Raw genomic sequence first — 25,875 nt, forward strand, 5'->3', positions numbered from 1 at the left:
ACGTTGGACATCTTGGCGAACGGAGATTTCTTTCCCAGCGCTCCAAACATAACGAGCTTGTTGAGTGAATGGGATCTCAAGCACGTATATTCTACCGAGGATGTCCGACGGTCCATCAATTTCATCCTTGAGCGGTCTGCCATTTTGGAAGACGCACTCGATGTTGAGGTGACGGAGGTCGAATTTTTTGCCTCGACGCCTGACTTATCCACGTTGGTCAAAGTCCCAGCTTTGTTCATTGCGACTGCGAGACACTTAGCAACACTGGCACTGGCATTTTGCCTCGATAAAGTCTCTTCCTCTCCAATCGTGATTTCCGGGTTCGCCGATACCTTAGGCAAGGTCGAACTTAAAACTACAGCGGGCAGCGGAGCTGTTCTTGAACTTCACGACGAGGTGGCTTTTCCGGTCAGTTCAAAAGCAACTGTGCTTTTTGCTGACAAGGTCGAAGACGTCGCAAGTAACGTGGGGGCGAAGAACCTTTGGGACGGAGCAAAAACGCCGGAGCAACTTCATTTCGCCCTGATGACAGAAGCTGCAGGTCTTTTGCGCACGAAGGGGCTCGCATGTAAGCCGGAGAATGTGCCCAAGTTTACAATTGGATCCGACTTCTTCGACACTGCTAGGAGGTATGGGGCTCTGGGCGCTGATGGTCCCAATTCCGACCTTCTGCGCGAAACCTGTGCGCGCGTCGTGATCAACGATCCGAAATATCCTATTGGAGAGCTCAAGAGGCCGAACAAGGTGGGGAAGCTTATGCCTATTGTTCGGAAAGATGGAGCGGTGGCCTGTCGAACCCATGTTCAAAAAAGCCATGCAGCCTTGCGTCTGATGTTTTGGCGCCATAACGATGGAACCGTCGAGCTTGCGAATGTTGGTCCTAAGCAGGAGCTGGAAATCTTCAATGGCGCTAGCGCGGCGACGGAACAGCATGAATGTTGGATTCAGAAAGAGGAATGACTAATTAGGCGCGATCTTCTTATATTCAGCGTCCATAAACTTTTTGAACTGCCTGAGCCGCGGCCTCATGGTCATTGCTGAAAAGTTAAATTCGGAAAATCTCCACGCGACCGGCGTGATTGTTTTCGAAACGACGGTTTTGGTGATGTGCCCTACAATCGCAGCCGCGATAGTTGGCAGAATTGCGAGCACGCACAGACCGGCAAACATTCCTCCCAGGGTGGCCAGCATGAAGACAATTAGACCAGGATCTTCCTTGAAAGGAAAATATGTTTTGCTGGCATCTGGCGTAGGGAAGGCTTCCCTGAACGAGTATAGAATCAACAGCTCAAGCGCGAACAATGCCATCAAAGTAAGAAATGCGGCCACCGCTGGATAGATGTAGTGGAGACAGGACGTGAAAGTGCTCATGTCGGCCGACTTCATCTCAATGGCTATGTCAGGCCTGTAGCTGTCGCTAGTCACCTCGGCAACTAAGGTTATCGCTTCGCCAGGTCGAAGCAGTGCGATAGTAAGCTCTCGCGCCGCCGCGTTAAGCGTTGCGGCCGCGGCCGCGTCTTTATCCTGGATTTGCAAATTCAGGATAGGCGCAGATGCGTCGAGTTTGATGGGAGAGAGAAAGTCCGCAGCTTCTACAGGAGCAGTCCCGCGATTCCAGAACAGTATGTAGACCCGCGATAAAGCAGAGATAGATGCACCTTCGTAAGTGACCTTCAGATCGCCCAACGTGGTCAAAAGCGGAATTGGACTGGTATATGCGATGCCCAAAACCTTCGTACGTACCGACTTCTTATAGAAGTAATATGCGAGGAACAGCCCGAGCAAGCCTGTTACCGCGCCAAAAAGACCAAGGAAAGTGTCGATTGTCATGGCAGGCCCCCTCCCAAGAGGCATCCTGCCTGAATCGCAACCTCTGAGACAAGATTAAAACTTTTCGATACCGCCTAACGCTAGGCGCCTACTTTGCGCTGTTTTGACGAGGCTGAGCTGCCCTTAGGAAAAGCCAGAGCCCGCAAAGAGCATTACTTGTACCCAGCCCGATTCACTCCGGTCTCTTGCAATCCGAAGTGACATGTTTTTGAGCTAAAACAAATCGGCGCTTGCTTGGCTAAGCGAGCGCCGAACAGTTCGCCTTTGTGGCGTGTGGGAAGACAGTCGGGGGGAATCGAATGTCTACACAACCGAGTGGTCCGAACAGTACGATCTTGGGAGCTGCCGGCGAGCACTTCGTAATGTCACAGCTTCTGCGCCGGAACATGATAGCGGCTCTTGCTCCGACCGGAGTTCCAAATGCGGACATTATTGTGACCGATAAGCTAGGCGATCGGCTCTGCGCCGTGCAAGTAAAGGTACGGCGCGACATCGGTTCAGACGGCGGGTGGCATATGGGGCAGAAGCACGAAGAACTGGTGTCGCCGAATTTATTCTATTGTTTTGTCGACTTTGGACGATCGCTCGCCGACCAGCCGAGAACCTGGGTGGTGCCGAGTGGAATTGTCGCCAAGTCCCTCCAGGAAATCCATAAGGATTGGCTGCACACGCCTGGAGTGAGGGGACAGCAGCGGAATGACACCGCGTTTAGGCGATTCATGCCGGGTTACAATGCGTTACCCCAGTACAAGCTGGGATGGCTCAACCCATACTTTGAGAATTGGGCGAGGCTCGAAGCCGCATCGAGGCAGTGATGTCACCAGTGCGCTGTGCTCTCAGCCGATGGAATCCACTGAAGCAGGTCCAACGATGTGGGTGCTATCCCGCAGCCTCAGGACGCCAATACCTTCACCTTCGGGCAGCAGCCCAACGTTTGCGGCAAGGGGAGCTGGCTGCGGTAACCGCAAAGGTTGAAGCGCATAAAGCCGGTTCAAGTTGATCTGCGGATTCGCGACCCTCAACTGGGCCAGACAACGTCCTATAGGACCTTTGATGATGCCGCGACATACCTTGGTGGCAGTGTCGCCTGGCCGAACGATGTACGTGTTCTCAAACAATGAGAGCTTGTAGAGCGGCGGAATGACAATACTCTCCCCTGTTTTGATATGGTTAGGCTTCTTCGGGGGGCGACCATTCGCGAACGACAGGGCTTGATGCAAGTAGGGTGCGTTGTAGTATGATTTCGCAAGCTTCCAAAAACTATCGCCTCGACCGGCTGACACTGTGATTGCTGGTGTCTTGAAAGATTCGATGAGTCGAATCTCCTGCTTCATCTTCCACCAGGAGGATTGAAGTAGGCACGGATCGATGACCTCAAGCGAGACCCGTCTGCTGCGAGCCGGCGTTCAAGAGTTGAGAAACAGCCGCAACGACTTGCGCGGGCGCAAATGGTTTTTGCAGCAGAAGGCTGTGCGGTACACCCAGGACAGGCCACTTATCGGCGGCGCCGCCGGTCATGTAAACCACGGGAAAATGCGGATCGATCTCCCTTGCCGCTCTTGCGACCTCCCAACCGTCGAGACGTCCTAGTAAGTTCACGTCGGTGACGAGAGCTCGGTAGGGCATGAGACCGCCCTTTAGAAGGGTCACGGCCTCCTCGCCCGTCTTCACCGTCGCGATCTGAAACCCTCCCTCAGCGAGGACATCTTCAACGATGGCTTGGATCGCATCGTCGTCTTCGATCACCAGAATGATCGGAAGCTCTGTCACCACATCTTCCCCTCTCTGCTCTATGTAACAAAGTGCACACAGGGTCGTTTGTTCCAGAAGTGGAACGGAGGTCGGCGCAAATAGGACAGGAACATTCTCGCAATTGCCAAGTTTTCCCGAAGCCCTTCCCCAAGGGCGATCCCGACAGGCCCCAGCTCAATGCCCCCCAATTGCCCCCGCGAGCTGGGGCCAACCGGAAGGAAGGGCAATGTTGTACGTTGATCCTCGAATCACGCCTCGACACCGTGATGCCGACACAAGGCGTCAGCTGCGAGCCCGCCCCGGAACTGAGGCCTTTTTGTCGCTCGTTTGCATTTTTGTACTTATACTCGGAACGTAAATTTGGTTCCTGAATCATCCTGTTGCTGGGAATGCTAGGGTTCATGAGCCGTGCCGCGCTACACCTCCTTCGCCCGAGAGGCGGCAGCAACGCTGCTGCGAATGGCAAAAACAACAAAGGACCCGCAGGTTGCGTCGAGGTTGATCCAGCGAGCGGCGACCTGAAGGACGGCACGGGCGAGTTGCCCCCCGGTCATATTAAGATTGTCGCCGCGGAGCCAAAGAAGCCCCTGACCAAGAACTGAGCTTGCCTTGGCCCTTTATCTCGGAACCCACGGTAAAAAATGGCCCCAGCTTCTGGGGGCAATGGGGATGAAGCTGGGGCCGATTGGGGATGCCCTTGGGGAAGGGCACCGGGAAAACGTGGCAGTTGGCTAAGCGTTCCGTGCCCGCTGTTTTTCCCTGAGGCGTCAGCGATACTTATCAGGCTTGCCGTTGGGGCTGCCGTCACCGCCTCCATTGCCGTAGCCATTGTTGCCCCGAGGGCCATGCACCAAGCCGCCGCCCGAGTGGGCGATGGCCGTGCTGGTGAGGGACGTGGACAGCAACGCGGTGATAGCGGGAGGCGTCACCACGGCAAACCTGCCGCAGGTTTTCAGAAACTCCCGCCGGTCATCATCTTCTCGTTCAGTCGTCATTGCACTCTCTCCAGGTCCCTCGGCGCCACTATATAATTACCGAGTGAATTAAATAAATTAAATGGGTTAATGTTCAATCACAAAATGTGACGGAGAGCGGGCTTGAGCGGCGGCCCCGTCTCCTGCTGGCCCACCCCGCCTTGGGTTTTGTGCAGGAACATTGCCCGACCTTGGGATGTTGGAGAGCAACTGCCATAACTTAGGAGGAACTCGTATGAGAACTCTGTCATTGGCCGGCGTACTCGCGGTTGCTGGTTTTGCTATCGCCACGCCGATTACTATTGCGCCCGCGTCAGCTCAAGTTGGCGTTGACACTCCGTTCGGCGGCGTAAGGGTGGGCCCGGAGCGGCGTTACTACCGAGAGTACGATCGACCCGCTTATCGCGCTTACGGATATGATCGCCGATATCGCGGTGGATGCCGCACCGTCACCATCGAGCGCGACGACGGTTCGGTCCGCAGGGTCCGTCGTTGCGATTAGCAGTCCGGACCAGAAGATTGACGCCGGGCATTCACAACAGAGCGCCCGAGTCCACGAAATCGGGAACCAATACTAAGGCCGCTTCAGTTGGCGGCCTTTTTCATTTTGCGAATGGTCAAGTGTTGGCCCATGCTGACAAGCGGCTGGGCCACGTCCGCTATCGATGTACAGCGGACACTCAGCCGCGCCGCCTCCGGACCCAAAAGACGAGTTTAGGCCGCCGTCGGTCTGCCCGACGTGGCCGCCGGCTGCCGGATCGGCCGGAACTGACCCTCACCATCTTCTCGCAAGTCGCAACGCTCCAATAGCATCCGCTTCGCGGCGCTCAGACCGGACCGCACCTCAGCCAGTGCCTTGTTCAAACATTCCTGCATCTCGGCCTGCTGTGGATGGAGGGCGGCACGTGCACGTTGCCGCACCACGTTCCACTCGATCTCAGTAAGCCCGGATAAGTAAGCGGGTGCATTGATCATCGCGCTCAATGCGCGCTGGTCTGCGATCAACCTGAGAGCAACGTTGAGCCGAGCCTTTTGTCTTCGAACGTAGGCGCGAATTTCCTGCTCCATCAAGAAGTCGATGGAGTTGGTTGTCGGCTTTGGCAGTTCGACCATGCGTTCTTCGAGGTAGGCCAGATTGCTGGCCACCGCCTTCTCGGCTCTTCGAAATGGCTCAAACTCGGTCAGTTCGCGTAGAGCTTGCTGTCCGATTTGCGCCCGGCGCCGGATGATGCCTTCCGGCGAAAGGTCCTGATCCTGCTCGGCTTCCTCGCAATGCCCGTTCACGGTGAAGACCAATCCGCGTAAGGCATCAACGCACTCGCGGAGGCGATCCCAGGCCACAGTCTTTGAGATATCAGCCGGCCAACGCACCAGCGTTGGCACGATACGGGCCGCGATTTCTGTATCAGTAATGCGTCGTGTCATTGTCGTTCTCCTCTAGTTTGCTCCCCTCGCAGCGGGAGCGTCAGCTTCTCGAACATTGACCCACTTGATGCGGGTCGGCTGATGGTTGATCGGTCGTCCGGTTCTTGGATCTGTCTCGGTCACCGGGCCGCCATAGCCGCAACTACCTGTGCGGACCTTCCGCTGCCGACCAGCGACGGTGGTGAGCACCCCAGCGACGCAGTTAGCTAGGTCATCGTGCCCACCTGGACTGTGATCAATGCTGTCGCGGCCGCCACGCGCCGTTCTGCGCTCTAAACCGACCAATTGAGTTGCGAGCCGACTGTTATCGAGCAGGTCGGCTCGCCGAGAATTGAGCAACGGCAGTAGATCGCGATAAAGATCGCTCTTCGGTTTGGCGGAAATCTCGTAGGCGATCCCATGCTTTCTAAATTGTTCTCGCGGCCACTCGCCCGCATATCGGTCGCCAGTCACGCGACTGATGCCATAGGTTCTGAGCAGTCGGGCGAACTCATCGACTACACTTTCAGGCGAGAACGGCGGTCGAACTTCGCGCACGGCATCTAGTACGAACCTGTCGCTATCCCGATGAGCAATTGCCAAGGTAAATGAGTCATTGCTGCCGCCGCTCGGGTCGGTGAATGCGATGTACCGCCATCGCGTCTGGGGCGCGCGCTCGAAGACGCCGAGACTGATGCACGCCTGCACGACGTCCAGATTGATGTAGGACTCGATGTCTGACCTGAAGTCCGCGCCATACTCTGCCGCAGCGGATGCAGGGTCTTCCTCGTAGGCCAAGTCGATCACCGACTGCGGTATCGTTGGGTTCATGACCTGCGTCGGCGCCTGCCACACCAAGATAGGACTGTCCTTGCCGAAGTGCTTCCGGTATGCGGTCCACAATGCGCCCTTACGAGCGTAAGGACTGGACGCGATCAGCAGCAGTCCATCTGGGATGCTGGCTAAGCCAGGGCGCAGAGCATTGAGGATTTCAATGTCGGGGTTCGCGGATTCCTCAGACCGCCAAAATGCCGCCTCATCGCAAAGGGCGGCAACGATAGTGTAGCCTCTGATCGACCTATATGAGGCGGTGTGAACTTCGATTGTTATCCTGTTGCTGAGGTCGATTGCTTCTGCCCGCTCGTTCTCGATCAGCGGCTTGAGCATCGGGGTTTCTGAGAGGAGCCCCTTGGCGTATCGCAGGATCGTACGCGCCTGCTTGCGATCGGCAGCAATGACCATCACGGTGCATCGCTCACCCACCGCGAGGTAGTGGGTCCACGTTCTGATTGTGGCTAGATAAACCGCCACCAAAGCGAGCGTGAAGCTCTTGCCACCTCTGCGACCAATAACTAGGTCGGCTTCACGGTAGCCGTTCGGATCTGGTGCGGTGCGAGCAGTGCATTGCTGGAACAGAGCGAGTTGATCGACGTCGAGTGGCAGACCAAACAACGTCGCCAAGAACACCCGCCACGCGGACCATGACTTGGGATTGCGAAAATGACGCGCAAACAGGCGCGGGTCCGCCATCGCATCGAGGATTGAGATCGCAGGTTCGGCTGGTCGGGAGCGGCGAAGGTTCAGAGGCCGGGACCGGGGCCGATATCTGGGCACCATTATCCAACCACCTCGTGCAGAGCCTTATGGATGGCTCGATTGACAAGTACGTCGGTGGGAGAGCTTCCCGTGGTGCTGATGTGGAGGCACCGTTCCACTCGCAATGTGAATGGGTGACGCAGTTCGGGCCGGAGTTGGTTGGCTGTAGCTAAAATGAGGGTGCGTTGGTTCGGTGAGAGCGAATAGCGTGAGCTGTTACTCCTCGTTCGCACCATTCTCCTCCTGCCGTTGGCGTAGGTACTGATCGAGCGATGGCGCGATGTCACGCGCACGCCGCTTTAAGCCGATGCTTTCGAGTATGCGACGCAGGCTGTTCGCTACGCGCTGGTAGAGGACGAGCGATTTTGCTGAAGCCTCACCACCGTCCTGAGCCCACTTTTGCTCGATCAGCTCGAGTTGTAGGGTGAGCATCGAGGCACGACGAGCCAGTGACTTCTCGGCTTCGGAGCAATTCTCCGCTCCGCCGAGATCAGAAACCATGAGCGCGAGCAGGTCACGCAATCGTCTGGCCCAAGGCGAATTCTTGTCACGCAATTCGATGTGCAGCCGTGAGCCGTTCGTGACACCAGACCTGCGCATGGGTGGCACGGGTATGGGAGCCGAGCTATTCTCGGCTGAAAGCTGATAGCGCCTACGCGGCTTAGATCGGGCCACCTGTTAACCCCTCTGTTTACCCTACAACTTTAGCGCGAAATTAAGCCGCTGACTAGGAAGGGCAAACCCAGCAAAATAAGGGGTTTGCTGGGACCGGGCCTAAAACGACTTACGGTTTGAGTAAACGCAGGTGGGGTACCGCAGCCAAGCATTGAGACTGCGAGAAAGCATCACGGAGACTGTTGCTCTCGAATGACGAGATCAGAATTTAATGGACGATGGGCGGCTTCGTGTATGGAACTGTAGGAAGGATGCAACCATCTCTCGCTGCCTGATGGACCCGACGTGAACGTTAGGAATGAAACCTTTTTCCTGGCGTCCCCAGGACGACAAGAATCATCCTGTTCCTGAGATATCCCGGGAACGACTCGTCGAAGTAAGCGGGCAACTGATCGACGCAGTTGAGCACCTTACTGACCGTAGTCTTTGTTCTGAACCTCGTTATCATCGCCTGAGTTGCGAGCTGGGCGAGCAGCACCTTTTCCTCGAAGGACAGCTTCCGAGGAGATCCGGCTTCCAAGGTTTCTCGTGCGGTCTTCATTTTCTCGGTGTAGTTCTTGATGCCGATAGAGACAGCAGGCTCGTAGAGCTTCGATTTGTTGATGATCCCGTGCTCGTGGAGAGCAGCAGCTATTCCTGCTAGAAGCCAGTCATTTTCACCATTACCGATCGGCTCGGACGACGAGGACGGAAGTACTCCACCCAGAGCCTTGAACCGATCGAGAGCTCTTTTCCTTTGATCTGGGTTCAGTTTCGGGATCGTTAGGAGGAACGCCTTGAATTCTTTATCTGTACACACTGCATGACCTCCGATCGATTTTCTTTTTGACTGGGTGTGTATCTTCTTCTCCAGTCTCCTTCTCGCGAAGCGAGAGAACATGAGCGCGCCAGCGCTATTTCATTTTGATATTTTTTATCTTTTCGAAACTTATATCTATTGAAGCGGCGACCGGAAACACGAGTTGTCCCAGTGCTGCAGGCATATTTGGAATTCTCGGCGGGTCGTGGGGGGCCGGGGTGTGGCAGTAAAGGGGGTCGTGGGGGGCCGGGCGTGACCGATAGAGCGGGTCGTGGGGGGCCGGGTCCCCACTATTTGCCCTTTTGCTGTAGGAGTTTTCGTGGTCACCATCCAACCTCTCTTCCTGCCTGCTTCTCGCCCCGAACGCGATCCACTGCTGTGAACCCCTGGGCTTGGAGTTCGGCTTCTGCCTCGACACGTTCTCTTGCCGAGGCGCTGTACACGGCAGAGAACCGAATGCGCTGCCTCCTCTCGAACACAGTCCGCTCTACCTTTCTCGGAAAGACTGACTCCATAGCGTCGTGAGCCAGCGAGAGATGTGCATTTGCACCCCGCATGGCACGTTCCAGAGCGCGCCGCGCGTGACTGGGTCTGCTGTCACGAATGCCGATCCGTTGGTAAAGACCTTCCAGAGAGATGCTGGTCTTTGCCCGAAGCCGACAGCCAGCCAAGAAGAGGTAAAGGGCCAGCACGACTGAACCGTTCTTGGGTGGCGGCCACAAAACGCGACCGTAGTTCTTGTTCGGCAGCCATTTCGGATCAACTGTGATACACAGCTTACCGTTCGGCACGGCCTTAATGCTTTGGAGTAGCGGCGGCAGGCTCTTCACGATCGGCTTTGTCAGCCGTGCCAAGGCCGCACCTAATTCGCGCAGATTCTCACCCTTATCAGCCTGTACGGCGGTCTGCCCGGTCGCCAACAATAGTTCGACCTTTGTGACGGTAATGTCCAGCGGACCCGTGAGCTCGAACTGCTTCTGGCCTCCCCAGTAGGCGTCCCCGCCGACGTTGCGATATTCGCTGTTAAGGAAGGCATCAAAGTCGCGCTGGGTCTGCTTCTTGCCCCGTTTGAACTTGGGCTTGTAGCGCTGTATCGCTTCCTTTCCTTTCTTGAAGGCAGACGTGTGGCGGGTCTCCCCATACGCACCTTTGCCGTACGCCCGAGACCTTGCCATCAACAGGATAGCTCCGAGCACCGCGCATTCGAACACACCAACGCCAACGTCCGCGTCCTCACCACGAGACCTAATCGGCGGATAGTGCAGGAATTTATTTGGCAAACATACGAACTGATGCAGCGGTGTGTCGCCCCCTGGGGATTTAGCTACCACGAGGCACCTGCGAAACCATCAACGCGCGCATCAAGTCTCGCCATGCCTCACGCTCCTTGCGGTGAAGTGTCAGGGGCGAAGCACCCGGAGCCAAGATGTGAGGTTTTTCCTGCCAAGACCAGTTCGCTTGCAGTTCATAGAACGCATCGAGCACGGCGGGTTCTGCTGGTCTGATCTTGGCGCGACGCGGCAGTTTCTGCTTTGGCTTGTATCGAGGGGTAGACGTCTTGCGGTAGCGCGGCGTCATTTGCCGCGCACCGTTTTGCGCTTGCGTAGCTCTGGGTCAGCGCCCGCCCCGCGCGCCTTGATGCGAGTGACTTCCAACCCGCGCTTGATGGCTTGTTGCTTGAACTCATCGAGCGCCTTGCGCGATCTATAAGTGCGTTCAAGAATGCTGATGCGCGGCGGAAAGTTGAGGCGCGGGTCTCGCTCCCATTTTCGTAGCGTGGTTGCTGTGATGCCACCGAGTTCGTTGCGTACTTGCTTGTCGGGCACGAACGAATCCGGCGCATCACCGGTTATCTGAACTTCGGTGTCGGACACGGCTAGAGTTCTCCCTTCGCTGAGTTGCGAGGGAAAGCTTAGCGCGATGCTGGCAGGAGCAAAGGACTGTCTACCGGGTATAAGGCTTGGGTTGTACCCGGCACTCTTCTGTTGCGAAGAGCGTGCGGTTGTTGTGGTGATCACAAGCGCACACATGCGGTGTGCCTCAGAACCACCGGAGAAGTTCAATGCGGAAAAAGATCAGAAATCAGGATGCAGACATTGATATCGGGGGAATCAGTGCGCGGGTGGCCGCAATTGAAGGACGACTAAAGCAACTGGAAGAACGGGACAGCGCGCGGCGAAAGCGGCGAAACCGACCTACGTTGGAGTCGGCTGGCAGTTCGCTATTCGATTAGGTACGAGAAGGCCGCCTTTCGAATTATTCAGCGCTCGCGGCTTTCTTTGGCGACTTCCTCGGTCGAGTTTTCCCAATTCGGCCGGGGTGGTCATGCATTTCCCAAACTTGCTTTTCGGTGCATCCGAGTTCGTTGGCGGCATCTTTTATAATTTCAGCAATATCCTTGTCGTGATCGCTTGTTGGTTTCGGCGCACGCCGATACGCGGCCGTTAGCTCATTGAGCCGTTGCCGCGTTTCTTCGATGACCATCCTCCGAAACCGCACGGAATGCTTGGGTGGACGGCCTTTGGTACCTGGTGCGTCCGCGCGGTCGGCAATGTCCAGCAACCGCTCAAGGTCCTCAATCCGAACAGACACGACTTCCTCGCCAGACTGTTTGGCTCGCTCTAGGACATTCTGCCTGACCGAGGCAAGAAAGCCGTGTTGGCCGTACCGATACCGTGGGACTCGCGGCTTCACTTCTCCGGTCATTGCTTGACCCTCATCGGCACGACATTGTCGCCGCCTTCGATCAACCCGGCTACGTGCTGGCTCCAGCGCAGCAATGCCCCAGCGACTTCATCCGTCAGGGGGTCACGCTGGTAGATACCGGCCACACCTGCAAACGTACCGCTCACATGGTTCAGAAGGCGTTCGACCGCTTCGGACCTGATGCCCAAGCGCAACATTCCGCTGGCACAGGTACGGCGCAAGTCGTGAATTCGCCAAGGCGGAGTATCCTTCCCCATCGCCTCATCAATTGCCTGCTTGACCTTGTACCCAATCGTGACCGGCGTCTTGCCGGTGGCTCCCGTAAATGCAAAAGCTGAGCCTTCGACGACCGGCACCCCCGCGATGATCTCCCGGACCAATGGCGGCAGGACTAACAAATGCGCCCTGTGGTTTTTCGTCCTGGCAGCGGGAATTGCCCAAATGCCCTCGGCGCCAGCAATCGCCATCAACTCCTCGCGACGCATACCGCGGACCTCGTTCAATCGCTGCCCTGTCAATAACAGCACCCGGAGCAACGCCCTCACAGGTTGCGGCTGCTTCTCGGTCGCATCCCAGAAGCTCCGAATCTCTGCGTCGGTCAGGTTCCGCTCACGTGATAACGGAGCTTTCGGGGCCTTGCCGCGCACAGGGCTGACCTCGATCTTCTCCTGATCCACACACCACCTGAAGAAATTCGACAACGCAGCACGCAGCCTCCTGGCCCGATTCTCGGAGCGATCGGTGTTGCGCCGTGCAATCCCGGGGATACCCGACCTACGCGCCTCATCAACGATGGATCGAATGTCTTTACTGCTGATCTGGTCGAGAGGCTTCTCACGCCACCGAGCAGCCAACCCCCTTCTTGCCGTTTCCGGTTCTGCCTTGTTCGGATCAACGCAATCGCGGGGCCATCGGAGACCGAGAACGACAGCATCCTCTTTCCACCTGCGCGGCAGCGTTCCCCACCGACGCACCCTGTGCTCACGGACGAACTCAACAACTGCTCCGCCGAAAGTGTTGGCGGCAGCATTCCTAGCTTCCTCAAGCTCACGAGCCCGGGCATTTGTGTATTTCGTATAAACATCCTCGCCGCGAGCGCGTTCACGTTCGATCCTGCTGGCAAGTTCTCGCGCCGCCGCCAGCGTCAAGGCGCTTCCAAACACCGGCTCGCTCGTGATGTCCTTGTCCTCTGTGAGATCGACAGAGCCGAGTGTCAGCTTGCAATGCTTGCCAGTCACAGGACGACGAAATCTCATCGCCCATGACTTGGCACCGCTGGGCTGTATGACGACGCGCAAACCCGGCGACTTCGCATCGGGAATTTCGCGTCGGACGTCTGTCGGCTTCAGGTTCTTAATGCCAGCGGGGGTCAGAGTACGGGCAGCCATTAGGGGCCACGCCTCCCAGGGTAAACGGCCGGGTAAACCGCCGTAGGGGTTAAAGATGCTTTCCCTTAGAGGCGTAGCCTAGGCCGATTTTTCCTACATAACCAAGAACTTATTTGGCCTTCCAGTCGTCTAATGTTTACCCTCGCTTTCCCTTCTTAGGGTGCCTATCACGGGTTTGTAAACCGAAGGTCGGGGGTTCAATCCCCTCAGCCGGCACCAGCTTCTGACGCGAAGCTATTCTCCGGCAGCTCATCCAGCCGCCAGAGCCCGAGGCTCTTGTCGCGCCAGCCGCCACCGCCCTCCTCGCAACGCTCGTCGATCAGTGCCTGCGGTGCCGGCCAGCCAAACGGCGCTTTCTCCATGTTGAGCGCGCGCCAGTCGCCATCCTCGCAATCGTGATTGTCGTCCCACTCCGGAAAGGTCGTGACGAGCAGGAAGCGCGCGCCGCTCATCCGAAATTGCACGAGGGCGCGATAGATGTTCGCAAAGCTCAGATGCACCAGGCAATCCCGGCAGAGAATGACGTCGGCGTGCGGCAGCGCATCGCGCGTGATGTCAGCAACGAGAAACCGACCGGACGAACCGTCAGCTGCGACACGCCGGCGGTTTGCATCGATCAGCGACGGTACGATGTCGATGCCGGTGTAATCGATATCGAGCGCGAGCCGGCCGATCCAACCTGCATCGCCGCAGGGCGCATCGAGCAGCGAGCGCGCGCCGAGCCGTTGCAGCAATGCAGGCAGCGCCTCCTGGATCGCGGCTGTGGCAACATCCTCCGAGCCGAGGCCGGACACCGAAGTGGCCGCGCCCCAGAGGTTGGTCCGCTCGATCCGCGCGAACCGCGCGGCGAGATCCAGCCCTGAGAAATTGTCACGGTCGGCAACGAAGCGTTCGTGCGCAAGCACGGGGGGACGATCGGCGGTCATTGGGCGAGCCTTTTGCGGCGCGGGTACACTATACAATCCGGCCGAACTGTTCGAAATTCCCTGGCAGCGAACCTACGCACGTCATTCGTCTCGTCGAGACCATGCGCTCCACCACTCCCAAAGAGAAGGCCAAGATCGTCGCCGGCGCGCTTACGGCCGTCGTCGCGACGGCCATGCTGTTCGTGCTCGCGCTCGGCTTGGTGCTGTCGCACTAGGCGCGATCTAAAGCCCCCCGTTTTCGCATCGAAAATCGCCGGCCCGGAACCGGCTCCGGCGCCAGCCGTTGTCAGCGCATGCGGATCCGGGAAGAAAACCGAAACATGATTCTGCTGGCGACGGTGACGCTGTGCTGTAGCGCCGTGGCCGGGACGTTGGCGCTGTTCGAGCCGGCGCCTGTACGGACGCCCGATAAGCTGGTCGCCGATAGAGCCGTGATCGACCCCACTCCGCGCACGCCAGCTCAGATCCCGGTTCGGGTGGTCGGCGCGCCGTTCGAGCCCAACGTCAATCCGCGCGAGCGGTAGCGCTCACCTCGGCCAGGCCTTGCTTACCCCGGCGAGGCCTTGCTCACCTCGGCGAGGCCTTGGCGCCCTCCTCGGGCCGGCCGTGGACACGCGCCAATTCCTCGACAAACGCGATCACCTCCGCCCGCTTGTCGGGCGGCAGCGTCAGGAACGCGCGGATGAGCCTCAGGCCCTCCGCCTCGTTCGGTCTTTCTTTCGATGCATCCATCTGCCCAGTGTCGGGCTACCGGGAAAAATATGCAACCCTTGCAAACAGCCTTGATTCGAAGCAGCCGCTTTGCTGGAATACGCGCGGCTGAGGTGGATCATGAAATGGATCAGGGAGCGCGACGCACTGATCGCGCAGACGCTGGCTTTCGTCCAATCGGTGACCGGCAGGAAGGATGATGTCCTTCAGCCGGAGGCGCCCGCATCTGGCCCGGCCGTCGCGATGGAGATCGTCACCGTGGAGGCGGTCACCGTCGAGATCGAACCGCCGCAAGCCCCCCTTCCGCCGCGGCCCGCGCCTCTGCCGACGCGGACGAGCGGCGAATTCCGTGCCGAGATGCAGGCCCGCATCGCCAATTTCCGCAAGCACCAGGAGCGCTTCGAGCGCGAACGTGAGGAATATTGTGCGGCGACCCTGACCAAATTGCGTGCAGCCATCCGCGACGCCTCAGGTCCGCCGGCCGAAAAATAAGGCCCGGCCAGGGACCTACAGCCAGGACCCTACAACCACGACCAGACCAGCCAGAGATTGGCCGCGCAGGCGCCGAACAGCGCCAGCGTGAGCGGCAGGAGCATGTGCCCGCAGGATGTGTTCAGGTCGCTCGTCATGGCCGAAAACATCCGCTGATTCCGGCCGAAGAGTCCCAGGGATTCTTTTTTCCGGGATTCAGGACTCGTTAAGGACTCAAGGGCCGTCCACAACGATCACGGGCGCGTGATCGGGCGGGTGGCCGGAACCCTCCCCCCGTAAGCTCGTTAACGGGCATTCCTGGAGTCGGGATGCATGCCCTACGCCCTCTTCTGCAATGACGCCCAAATCAGCAAGTCCTATCCGAGCGAGGCCGACGTCTGGAAGCTCGCCGAGCGGAGTGGTCTCGTCGTGGACGTGACGGCGGACGACGAGCGGCCGGGACCGCGCCGGGTGCTCGACAATGATTACAAGATCGAGCCGTGCCAGGCGGCTCAAGGCGAGGACCCCGCCAAGAACAAGGCGGAGGCCGATCGGCAGTCCAGAATGGAGCTTGAGCTGAATTCCTGAGCTCCGGCACGGAGCCGGAGCGAAAGCTCAGGGGGTGGCCGCCACAAGCGAGGCCTGCTCGCCCGGCATCGTTACGCAGGCCTTGCGGCGGTGCAGCCCGCGGATGGCGCCGGTGACCTTCATGACCTTGCCCGACGGACATGAAGCGTCCTTCACGAAGGCGACCTCGTAAGGTGCCAACATCAGAGGCTCGGATCTGAGGATTGTCTGTGCAGAGCACGGCAGGCAGCCGAAGAACGAGAGCACCACTGCCGACACCAAGATACGCATGTCCGTCGTCCCACCTGCCCGGTAATTGTCATATAACGCGCCCCGGAGCGCGAGTTCCGTAAACCGCAAAAATTATTTTTGCTTTACGCCAGCCTCATGACGCGCGTGAGAAGGCGCGCCAGCATCGTTTGCAAGCAAATGACGCGCCAAATGGTTCACGGAATGCAAAGAAACAGGCGCCGGAGGCGGGAGGCCGGCAGACGAAAGGCCGGCGGAGCCGGCCTTTGTCAGGACTTGGATGTTCAGGTGTTGGATCTTCAGGTCTTGGATCTTCAGATCTTGGATCGGCGCTGACCGTCAGTATCGCGAGGCGGCCGGGCCGCCCCAGCCGAAGCGATAGTTCACCCCGGCCTTGACGGTATGCTCGTCCTCCCGGCCACGAACGCCAACGATGTCAGCCGGGCCGGAGGTGAAGGTGGTGCTGCCGAAATTGTAATATTGATACTCGGCCTTGGCCGACCAGTTCGGCGCGAACATGTATTCGAGGCCGGCGCCGACCGTATAGCCGTCCTTGTTGTTGCCGGTGGTGGTGAAGGCCTGCGGCACCCCGGCGATGTTCACGCCAAGGCCGTTATTCCGCCAGGCATAACCGCCCTTGGCGTAAAGCAGCGTCGGTCCCCAGGTGTAACCGATGCGACCGGTCACCGACCCGATCTGGTCGGTGTTGGATGTCACCTGCGTGCCCAGCGGGAAGATGGCGCCATTGTTGTTGGTCGGCAGCCAGGAATACTGGGCCTCGATACCCACCACCCAGTTGGGCGCGAACTGGTAGTCGAAGCCGCCCTGCACGCCGCCCAGGAAACGCGCGTCGCTCGACTGGAAGCTGTTGTCGCCGGCAAACGCGCCGCCGAGATGGCCACCGATATAGAAACCGGTCCAGTTATAGATCACCTGCGGCGGCGTGACCGGAGCCTTGGTATAGGCGCGCGGCTGCATGTCGGCCGCTGCGGCCGGCGCAACCAGCGCCAGCAGAGCTGCTGCACCCAGCAAGATCGACTTCATGATCATCCCCGTTCTTTCATTACGACACTCGGGAAACAACGTGGCGTGAATTGGGTTGCTTCGCGGCAATGCCGGAACGTTGATCGTTCGTGACTGTGACGGCGTGGCAACAACACGAATTTGTTCTGTCAATTCGGCTGCGCAAGGCCGCCGCCACGATTTGTCGCAACACGAAACCACCCCGTTCAAAGCTCGCCGAAATGTGATCCAGCGGCTCCGGCTCCTTCTGTCTAACACCGGGCGATAAAGGCTGCCTTTGCGCTACCGCGTCATCTTTTCCAGTTCCGGAAACGGTGCGTAAACCGCACCGGCGCAGAGATCGCTGGTCTGGTCGACCACGCGGTCCGCCCGGCCGTTGACGAAGATCACGGCCCGCTCGCGCATGCCCTTGTAGCTCCCATCCGTCTCGCGCGGGGTGAAGTGCAGGCAGCTCACATAGAACTGCCGGCCGCCGACCTCGCGCTGCACCGGCTCGGCCATGGCGGCATTGCGCACGCCGACCGGATTGTTGAGATAGGCCCGCATCAACGCCACCGTGTCGTTCCGGAAATTGTCGGGAAACGGCTGCGGCCCGCCGGCCTGGATCCCGCCCATGAAAGTCGGACGGTCACTGTCGCTGCCGAAACATGCCGCAAGCGCCAGCGGCAACGCCAGGATCACCGCACATCTCGCCAATCGCCCCACAGGCCCCGCTCTCCGCTCGAACAGATCAGGAGACGTTCTAGCCCCAAGCCGGGATGAAGGGAATTCGCTTGCAGCGGCGCAAACAGCGCACCGGCCAGCCGCCGACATCTCGGGCTTCCGCCCGAGGCGTGGCAACGGGCCAGGCCTGACGTCCGCGCGCGGCGGCGGGCAATGCCAGGGATGCCGCCGCGCGGGATCAGTCGTCAGTTGCGCTTGTCAGACGTCGCGGGCTTGGTCACATCCGGCTGCGCCTTCTGCGCCTCCTTGGCCGTGACCTGCTTGTCGTGATGGCGATGCTTGCTCACGCTCTTGTGCTGGTCGGTGGTGACCGCGGCATTGGCGTCCATTGCCTTCGACTTGCCATCCACCTTGGCGTCCGTCTTGACACCGGAAGCCTTCGCGTCCGTCGTCTTCACGTCCGTCTTGGCGTCGGTCTTGGCGTCGGCCTTGACGCCGGCTTCCGGTTTTGCGGCAGTGGTCGCCGCCTTGGTCTGGCTCTGGTCGGCCTTGATCACCGGCGCGGCTGTGGTGGTCTTGCCGGCCTCGGCGGCGAACGCCGGGGCTGCGATCACGGAGGTTGCGAGCAAGGCTGCAGAAATGGTCTTCAACATGGTGGTCTCCTCTTGGAAGGATCATCAGGCGGCGCCCTCTCGCCCCCATCGATCGTGGGAAGGAACATAAGCGGGGTGCACTGAACCCAATCTGAAGCCCCTTGCAGGCTTCCGTTCATCTCGATGACACGTTTGTCATCCACGGCCGGGCGAATAGATCGTGCGACGCGGGAATGTTTTTGCCCGAGAGGTGTTCCGGTCTTCGGGCAATCGTGTAGGATCGCCACGTTCCATACCGGAGAACTTAGATGCGCAAACTCTCAATGCTCGTTGTGCCGGGACTCGTCGCCGTGACACTGGCGGCCGCACCGGTGCTGTCCAGCGCGTATGCCGCCGCCGGCGACGACCCTTCGTCGCCGCCGAAATCGGACACCTCGACCAAGAAGGGCAAGAAGAAGAGCTCTTCCGTCAGCGACCCCAAATTCCTCGCGGCCTACCGCACCGCCTACGCCGCGATCTACGACAAGCACGATTACAGGGGCGCGATCGACCAGCTGAAGTCGCTCAAGCGCAACGACGTCGCCGACGTCGCCAACCTGATCGGCTACTCCTATCGCAAGCTCGGCGACTACCAGTCGTCGAAGGTCTATTATGAGCTGGCGCTGAAGGACGATCCGAATCACGTCCGCACCTGGCAATATTACGGCCTCTGGCAGCTCGAGCAGGGCAACCGCGAGCAGGCGCAATATCACCTCGACAAGATCGCCTCGCTCGCCGGCACCGGCAGCTCGGAATATCGCTCGCTGGCCGAAGCGCTCGACAAGCCGACCGGCGCGACGCTCGTCTACTGAAGGCATCGCATCTCCGAACGACGCAAACGGGCACAACCTTTCAGGTTGTGCCCGTTCTGCTTTCTCGGCTAGCCTTTCGCACCGACCTCCCTCGCAAACCGGTAGCGCAATGGACACGTGGCTGCGATCCGCGATCGACTACATCGGCTCCTGGATCGAATACCAGCTGACGACGATCCAGCAGCCGGGCGTCATCGTGGCTTTCGCCCATCGCGGCGAGGTCGTCGCCGAGCATGCGTTCGGCCTCGCCAATCTCGACACCGGCGAGAAGCTCACCCCGCGCCATCGCTTCCGCATCGCCTCGCACTCCAAGAGCTTCACCTCGGCCGGCATCATGAAGCTGCGCGAGCGGGGCAAGCTCCGGCTCGACGACCATGTCGGCCGATATGTCGGCGGCCTCGATCCGCGCGTCGCCGAGACCACGATCGCGCAAGTGCTATCGCACAGCGCGGGGCTGACGCGCGACGGCGCCGATTCCGGCCAGTTCATCGACAGCCGCCCCTATCTCGATGCCAAGGAGCTGCTTGCAGAATTGAAGCTGCCGACCGCGATCGACCCCGGCACACGCTTCAAATATTCCAATCACGGCTTTGGCCTGCTCGGCCTCGTGATCGAAGCTGTTGCGAAGGAGCCCTACTCCGTCTGGATCAAGCGCGAGATCATTGCGCCCGCCGGCCTGCGCGAGACGGAGCCTGACGCACCGTTTCCCAAGGGCGCAGCGTTCGCGCGCGGCCACACGCGCAGGGTGCCCTTTGGCGAGCGTTGCGTGATCCCGGGCGACAATCCCGCCCATGCAATGGCATCTGCCGCAGGCTTCGTCGCCACCGCCGCCGACACCGCCCGCTTCTTCGCGCAGCTGGCGCCCAACGCGAAGAAGAGCGTGCTGTCGGTCGCCAGCCGCCGCGAGATGACGCGAAACCATTGGCGCATCCCGCAGAGCTTCGAGGCCTATTACGGCTTGGGCGTCAATGCCGGCAAGACCGATGGCTGGGACTGGTTCGGCCATGGCGGCGGCTTCCAGGGCTATATCTCGCGGACCTGCTCCATTCCCGCTTGCGAGCTTGCAATCAGCATCCTCAGCAACTCGATCGACGGCGCGGCGCCGTTCTGGATGGACGGCGCGATGCAGATCCTGCGCGTCTTCCAGACCCGCGGCGCCCCCGACCGGCGCGTGCGCGACTGGACCGGGCGCTGGTGGACGATCTGGGGCGCGACCGATCTCGTCCCCGCCGGCAACCGCGTGCTCGTCGCCAACCCGCAGTTCAACAACCCGTTTATGGATGCCGCCGAAATCGAAGTGACCGGCCGCGACACCGGCAAGCTCGCCTGGGCTGCCGGCTATTCCAGCCACGGCGAGCCGGTGCGCCGGGTCCGTGACAAGCGCGGCAAGATCAGCGACATCTGGATTGCCGGCGCGAACGTGAAGCCAAAAAAAGTCGTCGCACGCGAGATCGCGCGCCGGTATCCGCCGCGCAAGCGCCGGCCTACTCCCGAATGAGCGCCTCGACCTCGCTTCGGAACGCCTGCCGCGATCCGTCGCGCGAATAGAACATGTGGCCGCCGGGATAGACCACGAACTTCACGCGCTGCGTCACGAAGGCCGGCAACTGGTCGAGCACCCGCCTCGTTGCGAAATAGGGCGTGGCGAGATCGAACAGGCCGTGCGTGACCAGCACGTTCAGCTTCGCATCGGTGGCGAGGATCTGGCGCAGCTCGGAGACCGATTGCGGCGGGTTGATGCCGCGGCCGAAATCCCATTGCCCTTCGACAGCACCGTTCAGGACTTCATATGAGCCGCCGGGCCGCCAGTTGAGCTTGCGCGAGAGCACGTCGACCGCGGCGCTCGTCAGCGGTGCCTGGAGCGCATCGCCGGAGGGATCGCCGAAGCGCGAGCTGCTCGAGTCCGGATAGGGATCGAAGCCGCGCACCGAGGCATCGTAGCGTCCGGTCACCTTGCCGTTCTTGCGGTCGAATTCGCGGCGGAATTCACCGACGTCGAAGCGGCCGGCGAGGCGGCGGCTCACCGCCTGGTCGATGCCGGTGAGTTCGGCGACCTTGTCGGCCAGACGCGTGGTTGCCTCCTTGTCCGCCTCGCCTTTGACGAGGTCGGTCAGGAATTCGCCGCGCGCGTAAGCTTCGACGTCGGCGAGGTCGGCGCGCTTGACCGGACGTTTGGCTTCGCGCGCCACTGCCACGTAGCTCGGCAGCGTCGCGACATATTGCAGGAGGCTCGTGCCGGTGAACTCGCGGAAATCCAAGAGCGGCGAGACCAGGATCAAGCCCCTGACGCCGACGCCGTGCTGGAGCTGCAACTGGCGCAAGACCTTGGGGCCGCGAATGCCGCCATAGCTTTCGCCGGCGACGTATTTCGGCGAAGTCAGCCGCTCGTGCTTTTCGAGCCAGCGTCGGATCACGAGCGCGATCGAGTTGGCGTCGCCGTCGACGGAGTAGAACGATTTGCGGGCATCCTCGCCGCTCGCCACGAAGCGGCTGTAGCCGGTGCTGACGGGGTCGATGAAGACGAGATCGGTGAAGTCGAGCCAGGTCTCCGCGTTCGGCTTCACCTCGGGCGAGGCCGACGGCGACAGGGCCTCGCCATCGAGCGGCAAGCGCCACGGCCCGGCCGCGCCGAACTGAAGCCAGGCCGAGGACGCACCGGGCCCGCCGTTGAACAGGAACGTCACCGGACGCGTGGCGCGCTCGGCACCGTCGAGCTGGTAGGACGTATAGGCGATGTCGGCCAACGGCTCGCCTTTGCCATCGAACACGCGGATCGACCCGGCGGTGGCCGTGAAGTTGAGGGTCCGGCCGGGCAGATCGAGCGTCTGCTTCGTGGTCGAATCCGGCGGCAGACGGTGCGGCTCGGCCGCGGACGACGACGTCTGCGGCGCGCCTTGCGCGGCACCGCCGCGCCCACCCTTCTGTCCGGCCGGCGCGGCCGCCTCGGAGCGCGGCTGCGGCGCATCATCTGCGTGTGCAAGGCCGGCGAACGCGAAAGCCGACACCGCCAACACCAGGCCCGCGCGGCGGAGCGCCGGCAAAGTCGTGACCATGATCATCCTCCGTGTCCGGCCGTGACCGCCGGGGAGTCAGAAAGGTAGCGCCAAATTACGACGGTTTGGGGAATCATTGGCGGTGCGGGCCCTGAAGCGGCCGGCCGGGTTCAAATTGCCCGGTTCTGTGCTTAAGTCCGGTTGGACCGTCCCCATTAGCTTTGGTGGGCGGTCATCCTCGACAATACGGGCCTACCTCGTATAGACGAGCCCGGCGGAACCTTCCTCGACCCAGCGGCCCTGCCGAGAAGCCATGACCAAGCCTGCGCGATACGACCGGATCGCCTTCGTCGCCAGCCCGAGCAACGAGGCGCAAGCCGCCTTTGGCCAGCTGACCAGGGACTATGGCAATTGCGATCCCGATGAGGCCGACGTGGTCGTCGCACTCGGCGGCGATGGGCTGATGCTGCAGACGCTGCACCACCATATGCGTACGGGAAAGCCGATCTACGGCATGCACCGCGGCACGGTCGGCTTCCTGATGAACGAGTACTCGACGCATGATCTGCGCCAACGGCTCGAGACGGCGCATGAATCCGAGATCAATCCGCTCTTGATGCGCGCGACCGACGTCAACGACCGCGTTCACCTGCACCACGCCATCAACGAGGTCTACTTATTCCGCCAGACCTCCCAGGCGGCGCGCTTGCGGATACTTATCGACGAGCGCGAACGCATGCCGGAGCTGATCGCCGATGGCATTATCGTCGCGACGCCGGCAGGCTCGACGGCCTATAACCTCTCCGCCCAGGGACCCATCCTCCCAATCAACGCCGCCCTGCTGGCGCTGACGCCAATCAGCGCCTTCCGGCCGCGGCGCTGGCGCGGCGCCCTCCTGCCCAATACCGCCTATGTCGTGATCGAGGTGCTGGAAGACGACAAGCGCCCCGTCGCAGCGGTCGCCGACCACGAGGAGGTGCGCAGGGTCCGGCGCGTCGAAGTGCTTTCGGACAAGAGCATCTCGATGCGGATGCTGTTCGACCCTGGCCACAGCCTGGAAGAGCGTATCCTGCGGGAGCAGTTCGGCTACTGAGTGTCCTGCCGGCCCACCCCTGGCCGCAACCCTTCGTTAACTCCCGGCACGATATGGTTAACGAAGGTTGACCCGCTTTTGGCCCGGGCGTCATGTTCCGTATCGACTTCAACAAGCTGCGCTTCCTCGTCTGCGACGACAATCCGCACATGCGCCGCATCCTGCGGACGCTGCTGCATTCGTTCGGCGCGCGCGAGGTCTATGAGGCCGAGGACGGCGCCACGGCGCTCGAAATGTACAGCCATTACGTGCCCGACATCGTCATCACCGACTGGGCCATGCCGATCTTCGACGGGCTCGAGCTCGCGCAGATGATCCGGCAGCCGGAATCCAAAGGCAATCCCTATGCACCGATCATCATGCTGACCGGACATTCGGAGAAACGTCGCGTCACGGTCGCGCGCGATGCCGGCGTCACCGAATTTCTGGCCAAGCCGATCTCGGCCAAGGGGCTCTATCAGCGCATCCTCAACGTCGTCGCCAATCCCCGCCCCTTCATCAAGACCAAGACCTATTTCGGCCCCGACCGGCGCCGCAACACCAACTCCGCCTATATGGGCCCGGAGCGCCGCGTCGGCGAAAAGCACGAGGTGCTGCAGCAGCCCTCGCTGCTCGACAAGGCCCGCTCCACCATCTAGCGCAACCGCTTCAGACGAGGCAGGCATCATGGCGAAGAACAGCGCAAAGGACATCGAGGTCAAGGCCTTCGCCACGCACCAAGTCATCACGCAGCCCAATCCGCTGCGCAAGGTCCTGCGCCGCGTCGAAGAAAAAGACCTGGACGACCCGGTCGGCCGCGCCGAGCAGGCGCTCGCGCGCCTCTCCGGCGAGTTCAAGGACTGGATGGTGATCGAGGTCCAGCGACTGTCCGCCGCCTGGACCGCCGTGCAGAAGGACGGCTTCACGAAGAAACTGCGCGACGAGCTGTTTCACGCCGCGCATGACATCAAGGGCGATGCGGCGACGTTCGGCTTTCCTTCAGCCGCAGGCATCGCCGAAAGCCTGTGCCGCGTCATCGAGCACGCGCCTGACCTGGAAAAGGTGCCGGCCGAGCTGTTCACGCACCACATCAACGCCATTCTCGCCATAGTGCACGAGAACACCAGGCTGGACAGGATCAGCGTCTCGGCCGAGCTCAGCCGCCGCCTGCGCAAGGTCGCCGACGATTATCTTGCCCACGTCAACCGCGACCGCCCCGAGCATCTCGAGGTGATCCTGGCGCCGAGCATTGCGCCGGCGGAATAAGGCTTCACTCTCTCTCGTCATTGCGAGCGCAGCGAGGCAATCCAGACTGTCCCCGTGGAGGGATTCTGGATTGCTTCGCTGCGCTCGCAATGACGGAGCCTGTCTCTTCCGGCCCGCCTTGTCGCGAGCTTCGAACTACGCCGCAATCAGATCGTCATAGACCGGATCGACCACATCATCCGCGACAATCTCGTCGCAGAACAGCCGTGCCTCTTCGCGCGCGGACTCGGTGGCGAAGCGTCGCAGCAGGACCATGAGTGGCTCGGTGGCGCCGCGATCGGATTCGCAATGGGTGAGCACGCGTTCGACCATGCGCCGGCGCAGCCGCACCGCGCCGTCGTCGCTGTCGACGAAGCCCTGCTCGTGGCAGGCATCGAGCGCGACCTGGAACGCCGCAAACGTCGCCTCCGGAAGCCCGGCGCGACGGAGCAGCGCGTGCACGCTGTTGCCGCCGCGCTCGTGCAGCAGCGCCGAGACGCGCGCCAGCGGCAGATCGGCGAGTTCGGCGAGTGCCGCGTCGAACAAGTCCAGATTGCCCGACAGCAATGCGCGCAGGATCAAGCCCGCGGTCAGCTGGCCGGTGATGCGCAAATGCCGGACCAGGCCCTGCATGTCATCGCCGCGCGAGCGCGCCGCGATGTTCATGGTGGAGCGGTCGCGCGCCTCGATGGTGATGCGGTCGGCGCGGTCGGCGCTCAGCCAGTTCCGCGCCACGACGAATTGCGCCAGCGTCTCGGAGAGCTTTGCCACCAGCGCAGCACGCGTTGCAGCCGGCAGATCCTCCAGCACCAGCATCGCCTCGCGGATCGCGGCTAGATGGCCATGACGCTCGACGATCCGGTCCCAGGAGAACGGGGCGAGCTCGGCATGGGGATTCTCGATCAGCTCCAGCGCGGCAGCCGCGCAGCCGACTTCGGCGATCGCGGCGCACACCGACACCGGCAATGCGATGCGGCGCGCGACTGCGCATTGCACCTCCTCGCCGCCGGTCGCGACGATGTCGACGAGATCGGCGTCGATCAAGAGCGGGGAATGTTCGAGCACCGGCAGCGCGACCGTCGGCTGATCGGCCGACAGCGCCCGCACGATTGCGGCCGGCGCATCGAGGCTGCGGGCAAAAGCTTCAGCCATCGCCTGCCGCACCAGCGGCGAGGCATCGTCAAGCAGCATCAGAAGCGCGCCTTCGGCGGCGATGCGATCGTCTGCAGAAAGGTCCGAGATCAGCCAGGCCCGGGCCAGCGCCCGTGTTGCCTCGGCCCGCTCGCCTGCGGGTGCCGTCCTGATCCAATGAATGAACTGCCGAACAATCATGCTGCTTCCGGCTTACACAACAAACGAAAAACGATGACGCTCGTCACCTGCAACA

Annotated in this window: 31 protein-coding genes; 10 read left to right on the plus strand and 21 right to left on the minus strand. The window is 60.8% G+C overall.

The window, feature by feature from the left end:
- The first annotated feature begins 3 nt into the window (after positions 1-3).
- Positions 4-960, plus strand: a complete 957-nt coding sequence (locus tag ACTEK7_RS33645) for a hypothetical protein (RefSeq protein WP_225148782.1) — start codon at positions 4-6, stop codon at positions 958-960.
- Here ACTEK7_RS33645 and ACTEK7_RS33650 read toward each other — a convergent pair whose 3' ends face one another.
- Complete coding sequence (locus ACTEK7_RS33650) at positions 961-1,830, minus strand: hypothetical protein (protein ID WP_225148783.1); 870 nt, start codon at positions 1,828-1,830, stop codon at positions 961-963. It abuts the gene before it with no gap.
- Positions 1,831-2,192: 362 nt separating this feature from the next.
- On the opposite strand from ACTEK7_RS33650, the gene ACTEK7_RS33655 reads away from it, so the two are divergent.
- Positions 2,193-2,645, plus strand: coding sequence for a hypothetical protein (locus ACTEK7_RS33655; RefSeq protein ID WP_225148784.1), 453 nt, complete (start codon positions 2,193-2,195; stop codon positions 2,643-2,645).
- A gap of 21 nt (positions 2,646-2,666) precedes the next feature.
- Here the strand turns inward: ACTEK7_RS33655 and ACTEK7_RS33660 are convergent, their stop codons facing one another.
- The 13 genes from ACTEK7_RS33660 to ACTEK7_RS33720 form a co-directional block, all read right to left on the minus strand.
- Entirely contained in the window at positions 2,667-3,164 is a 498-nt protein-coding gene (locus ACTEK7_RS33660) for a hypothetical protein (protein ID WP_225148785.1), read from the minus strand.
- A gap of 40 nt (positions 3,165-3,204) precedes the next feature.
- The gene (locus ACTEK7_RS33665) at positions 3,205-3,600 is read right to left on the minus strand and encodes a response regulator (RefSeq protein WP_225148786.1); all 396 of its coding nucleotides are present in this window, start codon (positions 3,598-3,600) and stop codon (positions 3,205-3,207) included.
- A gap of 749 nt (positions 3,601-4,349) precedes the next feature.
- Positions 4,350-4,577: a hypothetical protein gene (locus ACTEK7_RS33670; protein ID WP_225148787.1), complete on the minus strand. Its 228-nt coding sequence runs from the start codon at positions 4,575-4,577 to the stop codon at positions 4,350-4,352.
- Between the two features lie 693 nt (positions 4,578-5,270).
- Positions 5,271-5,981, minus strand: coding sequence for a hypothetical protein (locus tag ACTEK7_RS33675; RefSeq protein ID WP_225148788.1), 711 nt, complete (start codon positions 5,979-5,981; stop codon positions 5,271-5,273).
- Positions 5,982-5,993: 12 nt separating this feature from the next.
- Positions 5,994-7,427 (minus strand): terminase large subunit domain-containing protein, encoded by a 1,434-nt coding sequence (locus ACTEK7_RS33680; protein ID WP_225148791.1) that lies wholly within the window; start codon positions 7,425-7,427, stop codon positions 5,994-5,996.
- A gap of 345 nt (positions 7,428-7,772) precedes the next feature.
- The gene (locus tag ACTEK7_RS33685; protein WP_225148789.1) at positions 7,773-8,156 is read right to left on the minus strand and encodes a hypothetical protein; all 384 of its coding nucleotides are present in this window, start codon (positions 8,154-8,156) and stop codon (positions 7,773-7,775) included.
- 367 nt (positions 8,157-8,523) lie between these two features.
- Positions 8,524-9,111: a hypothetical protein gene (locus tag ACTEK7_RS33690; protein WP_225148790.1), complete on the minus strand. Its 588-nt coding sequence runs from the start codon at positions 9,109-9,111 to the stop codon at positions 8,524-8,526.
- A 242-nt stretch (positions 9,112-9,353) separates the two neighbouring features.
- A complete protein-coding gene (locus tag ACTEK7_RS33695; RefSeq protein ID WP_225148748.1) occupies positions 9,354-10,361 on the minus strand; it encodes a hypothetical protein in 1,008 nt (335 codons plus the stop codon).
- Entirely contained in the window at positions 10,351-10,608 is a 258-nt protein-coding gene (locus tag ACTEK7_RS33700) for a hypothetical protein (protein WP_225148749.1), read from the minus strand. The genes ACTEK7_RS33695 and ACTEK7_RS33700 overlap by 11 nt, the downstream gene beginning before the upstream one ends.
- Positions 10,605-10,904 (minus strand): hypothetical protein, encoded by a 300-nt coding sequence (locus tag ACTEK7_RS33705; RefSeq protein WP_225148750.1) that lies wholly within the window; start codon positions 10,902-10,904, stop codon positions 10,605-10,607. The genes ACTEK7_RS33700 and ACTEK7_RS33705 overlap by 4 nt, the downstream gene beginning before the upstream one ends.
- A 382-nt stretch (positions 10,905-11,286) precedes the next feature.
- Positions 11,287-11,736 (minus strand): hypothetical protein, encoded by a 450-nt coding sequence (locus tag ACTEK7_RS33710; protein ID WP_225148751.1) that lies wholly within the window; start codon positions 11,734-11,736, stop codon positions 11,287-11,289.
- Entirely contained in the window at positions 11,733-13,124 is a 1,392-nt protein-coding gene (locus ACTEK7_RS33715; protein ID WP_225148752.1) for a tyrosine-type recombinase/integrase, read from the minus strand. The genes ACTEK7_RS33710 and ACTEK7_RS33715 overlap by 4 nt, the downstream gene beginning before the upstream one ends.
- Positions 13,125-13,330: 206 nt before the next feature.
- On the minus strand, positions 13,331-14,050 hold the full coding sequence (locus ACTEK7_RS33720) for a class I SAM-dependent methyltransferase (protein WP_225148753.1): 720 nt from the start codon (positions 14,048-14,050) through the stop codon (positions 13,331-13,333).
- 320 nt (positions 14,051-14,370) lie between these two features.
- Here ACTEK7_RS33720 and ACTEK7_RS33725 point away from each other — a divergent pair, with 320 nt between their 5' ends.
- Positions 14,371-14,574: a hypothetical protein gene (locus ACTEK7_RS33725; protein ID WP_225132630.1), complete on the plus strand. Its 204-nt coding sequence runs from the start codon at positions 14,371-14,373 to the stop codon at positions 14,572-14,574.
- A 43-nt stretch (positions 14,575-14,617) separates the two neighbouring features.
- On the opposite strand, the gene ACTEK7_RS33730 is transcribed toward ACTEK7_RS33725, so the two are convergent.
- Entirely contained in the window at positions 14,618-14,782 is a 165-nt protein-coding gene (locus tag ACTEK7_RS33730) for a hypothetical protein (protein ID WP_167361680.1), read from the minus strand.
- 99 nt (positions 14,783-14,881) lie between these two features.
- On the opposite strand from ACTEK7_RS33730, the gene ACTEK7_RS33735 reads away from it, so the two are divergent.
- Both ACTEK7_RS33735 and ACTEK7_RS33740 read left to right on the plus strand, forming a co-directional pair.
- Positions 14,882-15,253, plus strand: a complete 372-nt coding sequence (locus tag ACTEK7_RS33735; RefSeq protein ID WP_128264674.1) for a hypothetical protein — start codon at positions 14,882-14,884, stop codon at positions 15,251-15,253.
- 312 nt (positions 15,254-15,565) lie between these two features.
- On the plus strand, positions 15,566-15,820 hold the full coding sequence (locus tag ACTEK7_RS33740; RefSeq protein ID WP_036010552.1) for a hypothetical protein: 255 nt from the start codon (positions 15,566-15,568) through the stop codon (positions 15,818-15,820).
- A gap of 27 nt (positions 15,821-15,847) precedes the next feature.
- Here ACTEK7_RS33740 and ACTEK7_RS33745 read toward each other — a convergent pair whose 3' ends face one another.
- The 4 genes from ACTEK7_RS33745 to ACTEK7_RS33760 all read right to left on the minus strand — a co-directional run bounded on the left by ACTEK7_RS33745 (position 15,848) and on the right by ACTEK7_RS33760 (position 18,387).
- The gene (locus ACTEK7_RS33745; protein ID WP_225124862.1) at positions 15,848-16,003 is read right to left on the minus strand and encodes a hypothetical protein; all 156 of its coding nucleotides are present in this window, start codon (positions 16,001-16,003) and stop codon (positions 15,848-15,850) included.
- A 384-nt stretch (positions 16,004-16,387) separates the two neighbouring features.
- Positions 16,388-17,092 carry an outer membrane protein gene (locus ACTEK7_RS33750; RefSeq protein ID WP_036010580.1) on the minus strand — a complete coding sequence of 235 codons (705 nt, stop codon included), beginning with the start codon at positions 17,090-17,092 and terminating at the stop codon, positions 16,388-16,390.
- A gap of 261 nt (positions 17,093-17,353) precedes the next feature.
- On the minus strand, positions 17,354-17,749 hold the full coding sequence (locus ACTEK7_RS33755; protein WP_057029712.1) for a hypothetical protein: 396 nt from the start codon (positions 17,747-17,749) through the stop codon (positions 17,354-17,356).
- Between the two features lie 230 nt (positions 17,750-17,979).
- Entirely contained in the window at positions 17,980-18,387 is a 408-nt protein-coding gene (locus ACTEK7_RS33760; protein WP_225148754.1) for a His-rich protein BRANT, read from the minus strand.
- Between the two features lie 248 nt (positions 18,388-18,635).
- On the opposite strand from ACTEK7_RS33760, the gene ACTEK7_RS33765 reads away from it, so the two are divergent.
- Both ACTEK7_RS33765 and ACTEK7_RS33770 read left to right on the plus strand, forming a co-directional pair.
- Positions 18,636-19,178: a tetratricopeptide repeat protein gene (locus ACTEK7_RS33765; protein ID WP_225148755.1), complete on the plus strand. Its 543-nt coding sequence runs from the start codon at positions 18,636-18,638 to the stop codon at positions 19,176-19,178.
- A gap of 109 nt (positions 19,179-19,287) precedes the next feature.
- Positions 19,288-20,676, plus strand: coding sequence for a serine hydrolase domain-containing protein (locus ACTEK7_RS33770; RefSeq protein ID WP_225148756.1), 1,389 nt, complete (start codon positions 19,288-19,290; stop codon positions 20,674-20,676).
- Here ACTEK7_RS33770 and ACTEK7_RS33775 read toward each other — a convergent pair.
- Positions 20,663-22,231, minus strand: coding sequence for a S10 family peptidase (locus ACTEK7_RS33775; protein WP_036027728.1), 1,569 nt, complete (start codon positions 22,229-22,231; stop codon positions 20,663-20,665). The genes ACTEK7_RS33770 and ACTEK7_RS33775 overlap by 14 nt on opposite strands.
- Before the next feature lie 253 nt (positions 22,232-22,484).
- Between ACTEK7_RS33775 and ACTEK7_RS33780 the strand changes: the two genes are divergently transcribed.
- The 3 genes from ACTEK7_RS33780 to ACTEK7_RS33790 all read left to right on the plus strand — a co-directional run bounded on the left by ACTEK7_RS33780 (position 22,485) and on the right by ACTEK7_RS33790 (position 24,509).
- Complete coding sequence (locus ACTEK7_RS33780; protein WP_036010536.1) at positions 22,485-23,264, plus strand: NAD kinase; 780 nt, start codon at positions 22,485-22,487, stop codon at positions 23,262-23,264.
- Positions 23,265-23,356: 92 nt separating this feature from the next.
- Positions 23,357-23,902 (plus strand): response regulator, encoded by a 546-nt coding sequence (locus tag ACTEK7_RS33785; RefSeq protein WP_011088265.1) that lies wholly within the window; start codon positions 23,357-23,359, stop codon positions 23,900-23,902.
- A 28-nt stretch (positions 23,903-23,930) separates the two neighbouring features.
- Positions 23,931-24,509, plus strand: a complete 579-nt coding sequence (locus tag ACTEK7_RS33790) for an Hpt domain-containing protein (protein ID WP_225148757.1) — start codon at positions 23,931-23,933, stop codon at positions 24,507-24,509.
- Between the two features lie 135 nt (positions 24,510-24,644).
- On the opposite strand, the gene ACTEK7_RS33795 is transcribed toward ACTEK7_RS33790, so the two are convergent.
- Positions 24,645-25,820, minus strand: a complete 1,176-nt coding sequence (locus ACTEK7_RS33795) for a DUF2336 domain-containing protein (RefSeq protein WP_225148758.1) — start codon at positions 25,818-25,820, stop codon at positions 24,645-24,647.
- Positions 25,821-25,875: the final 55 nt, after the last annotated feature.

Source organism: Bradyrhizobium sp. JHI2711, from assembly GCF_056156565.1.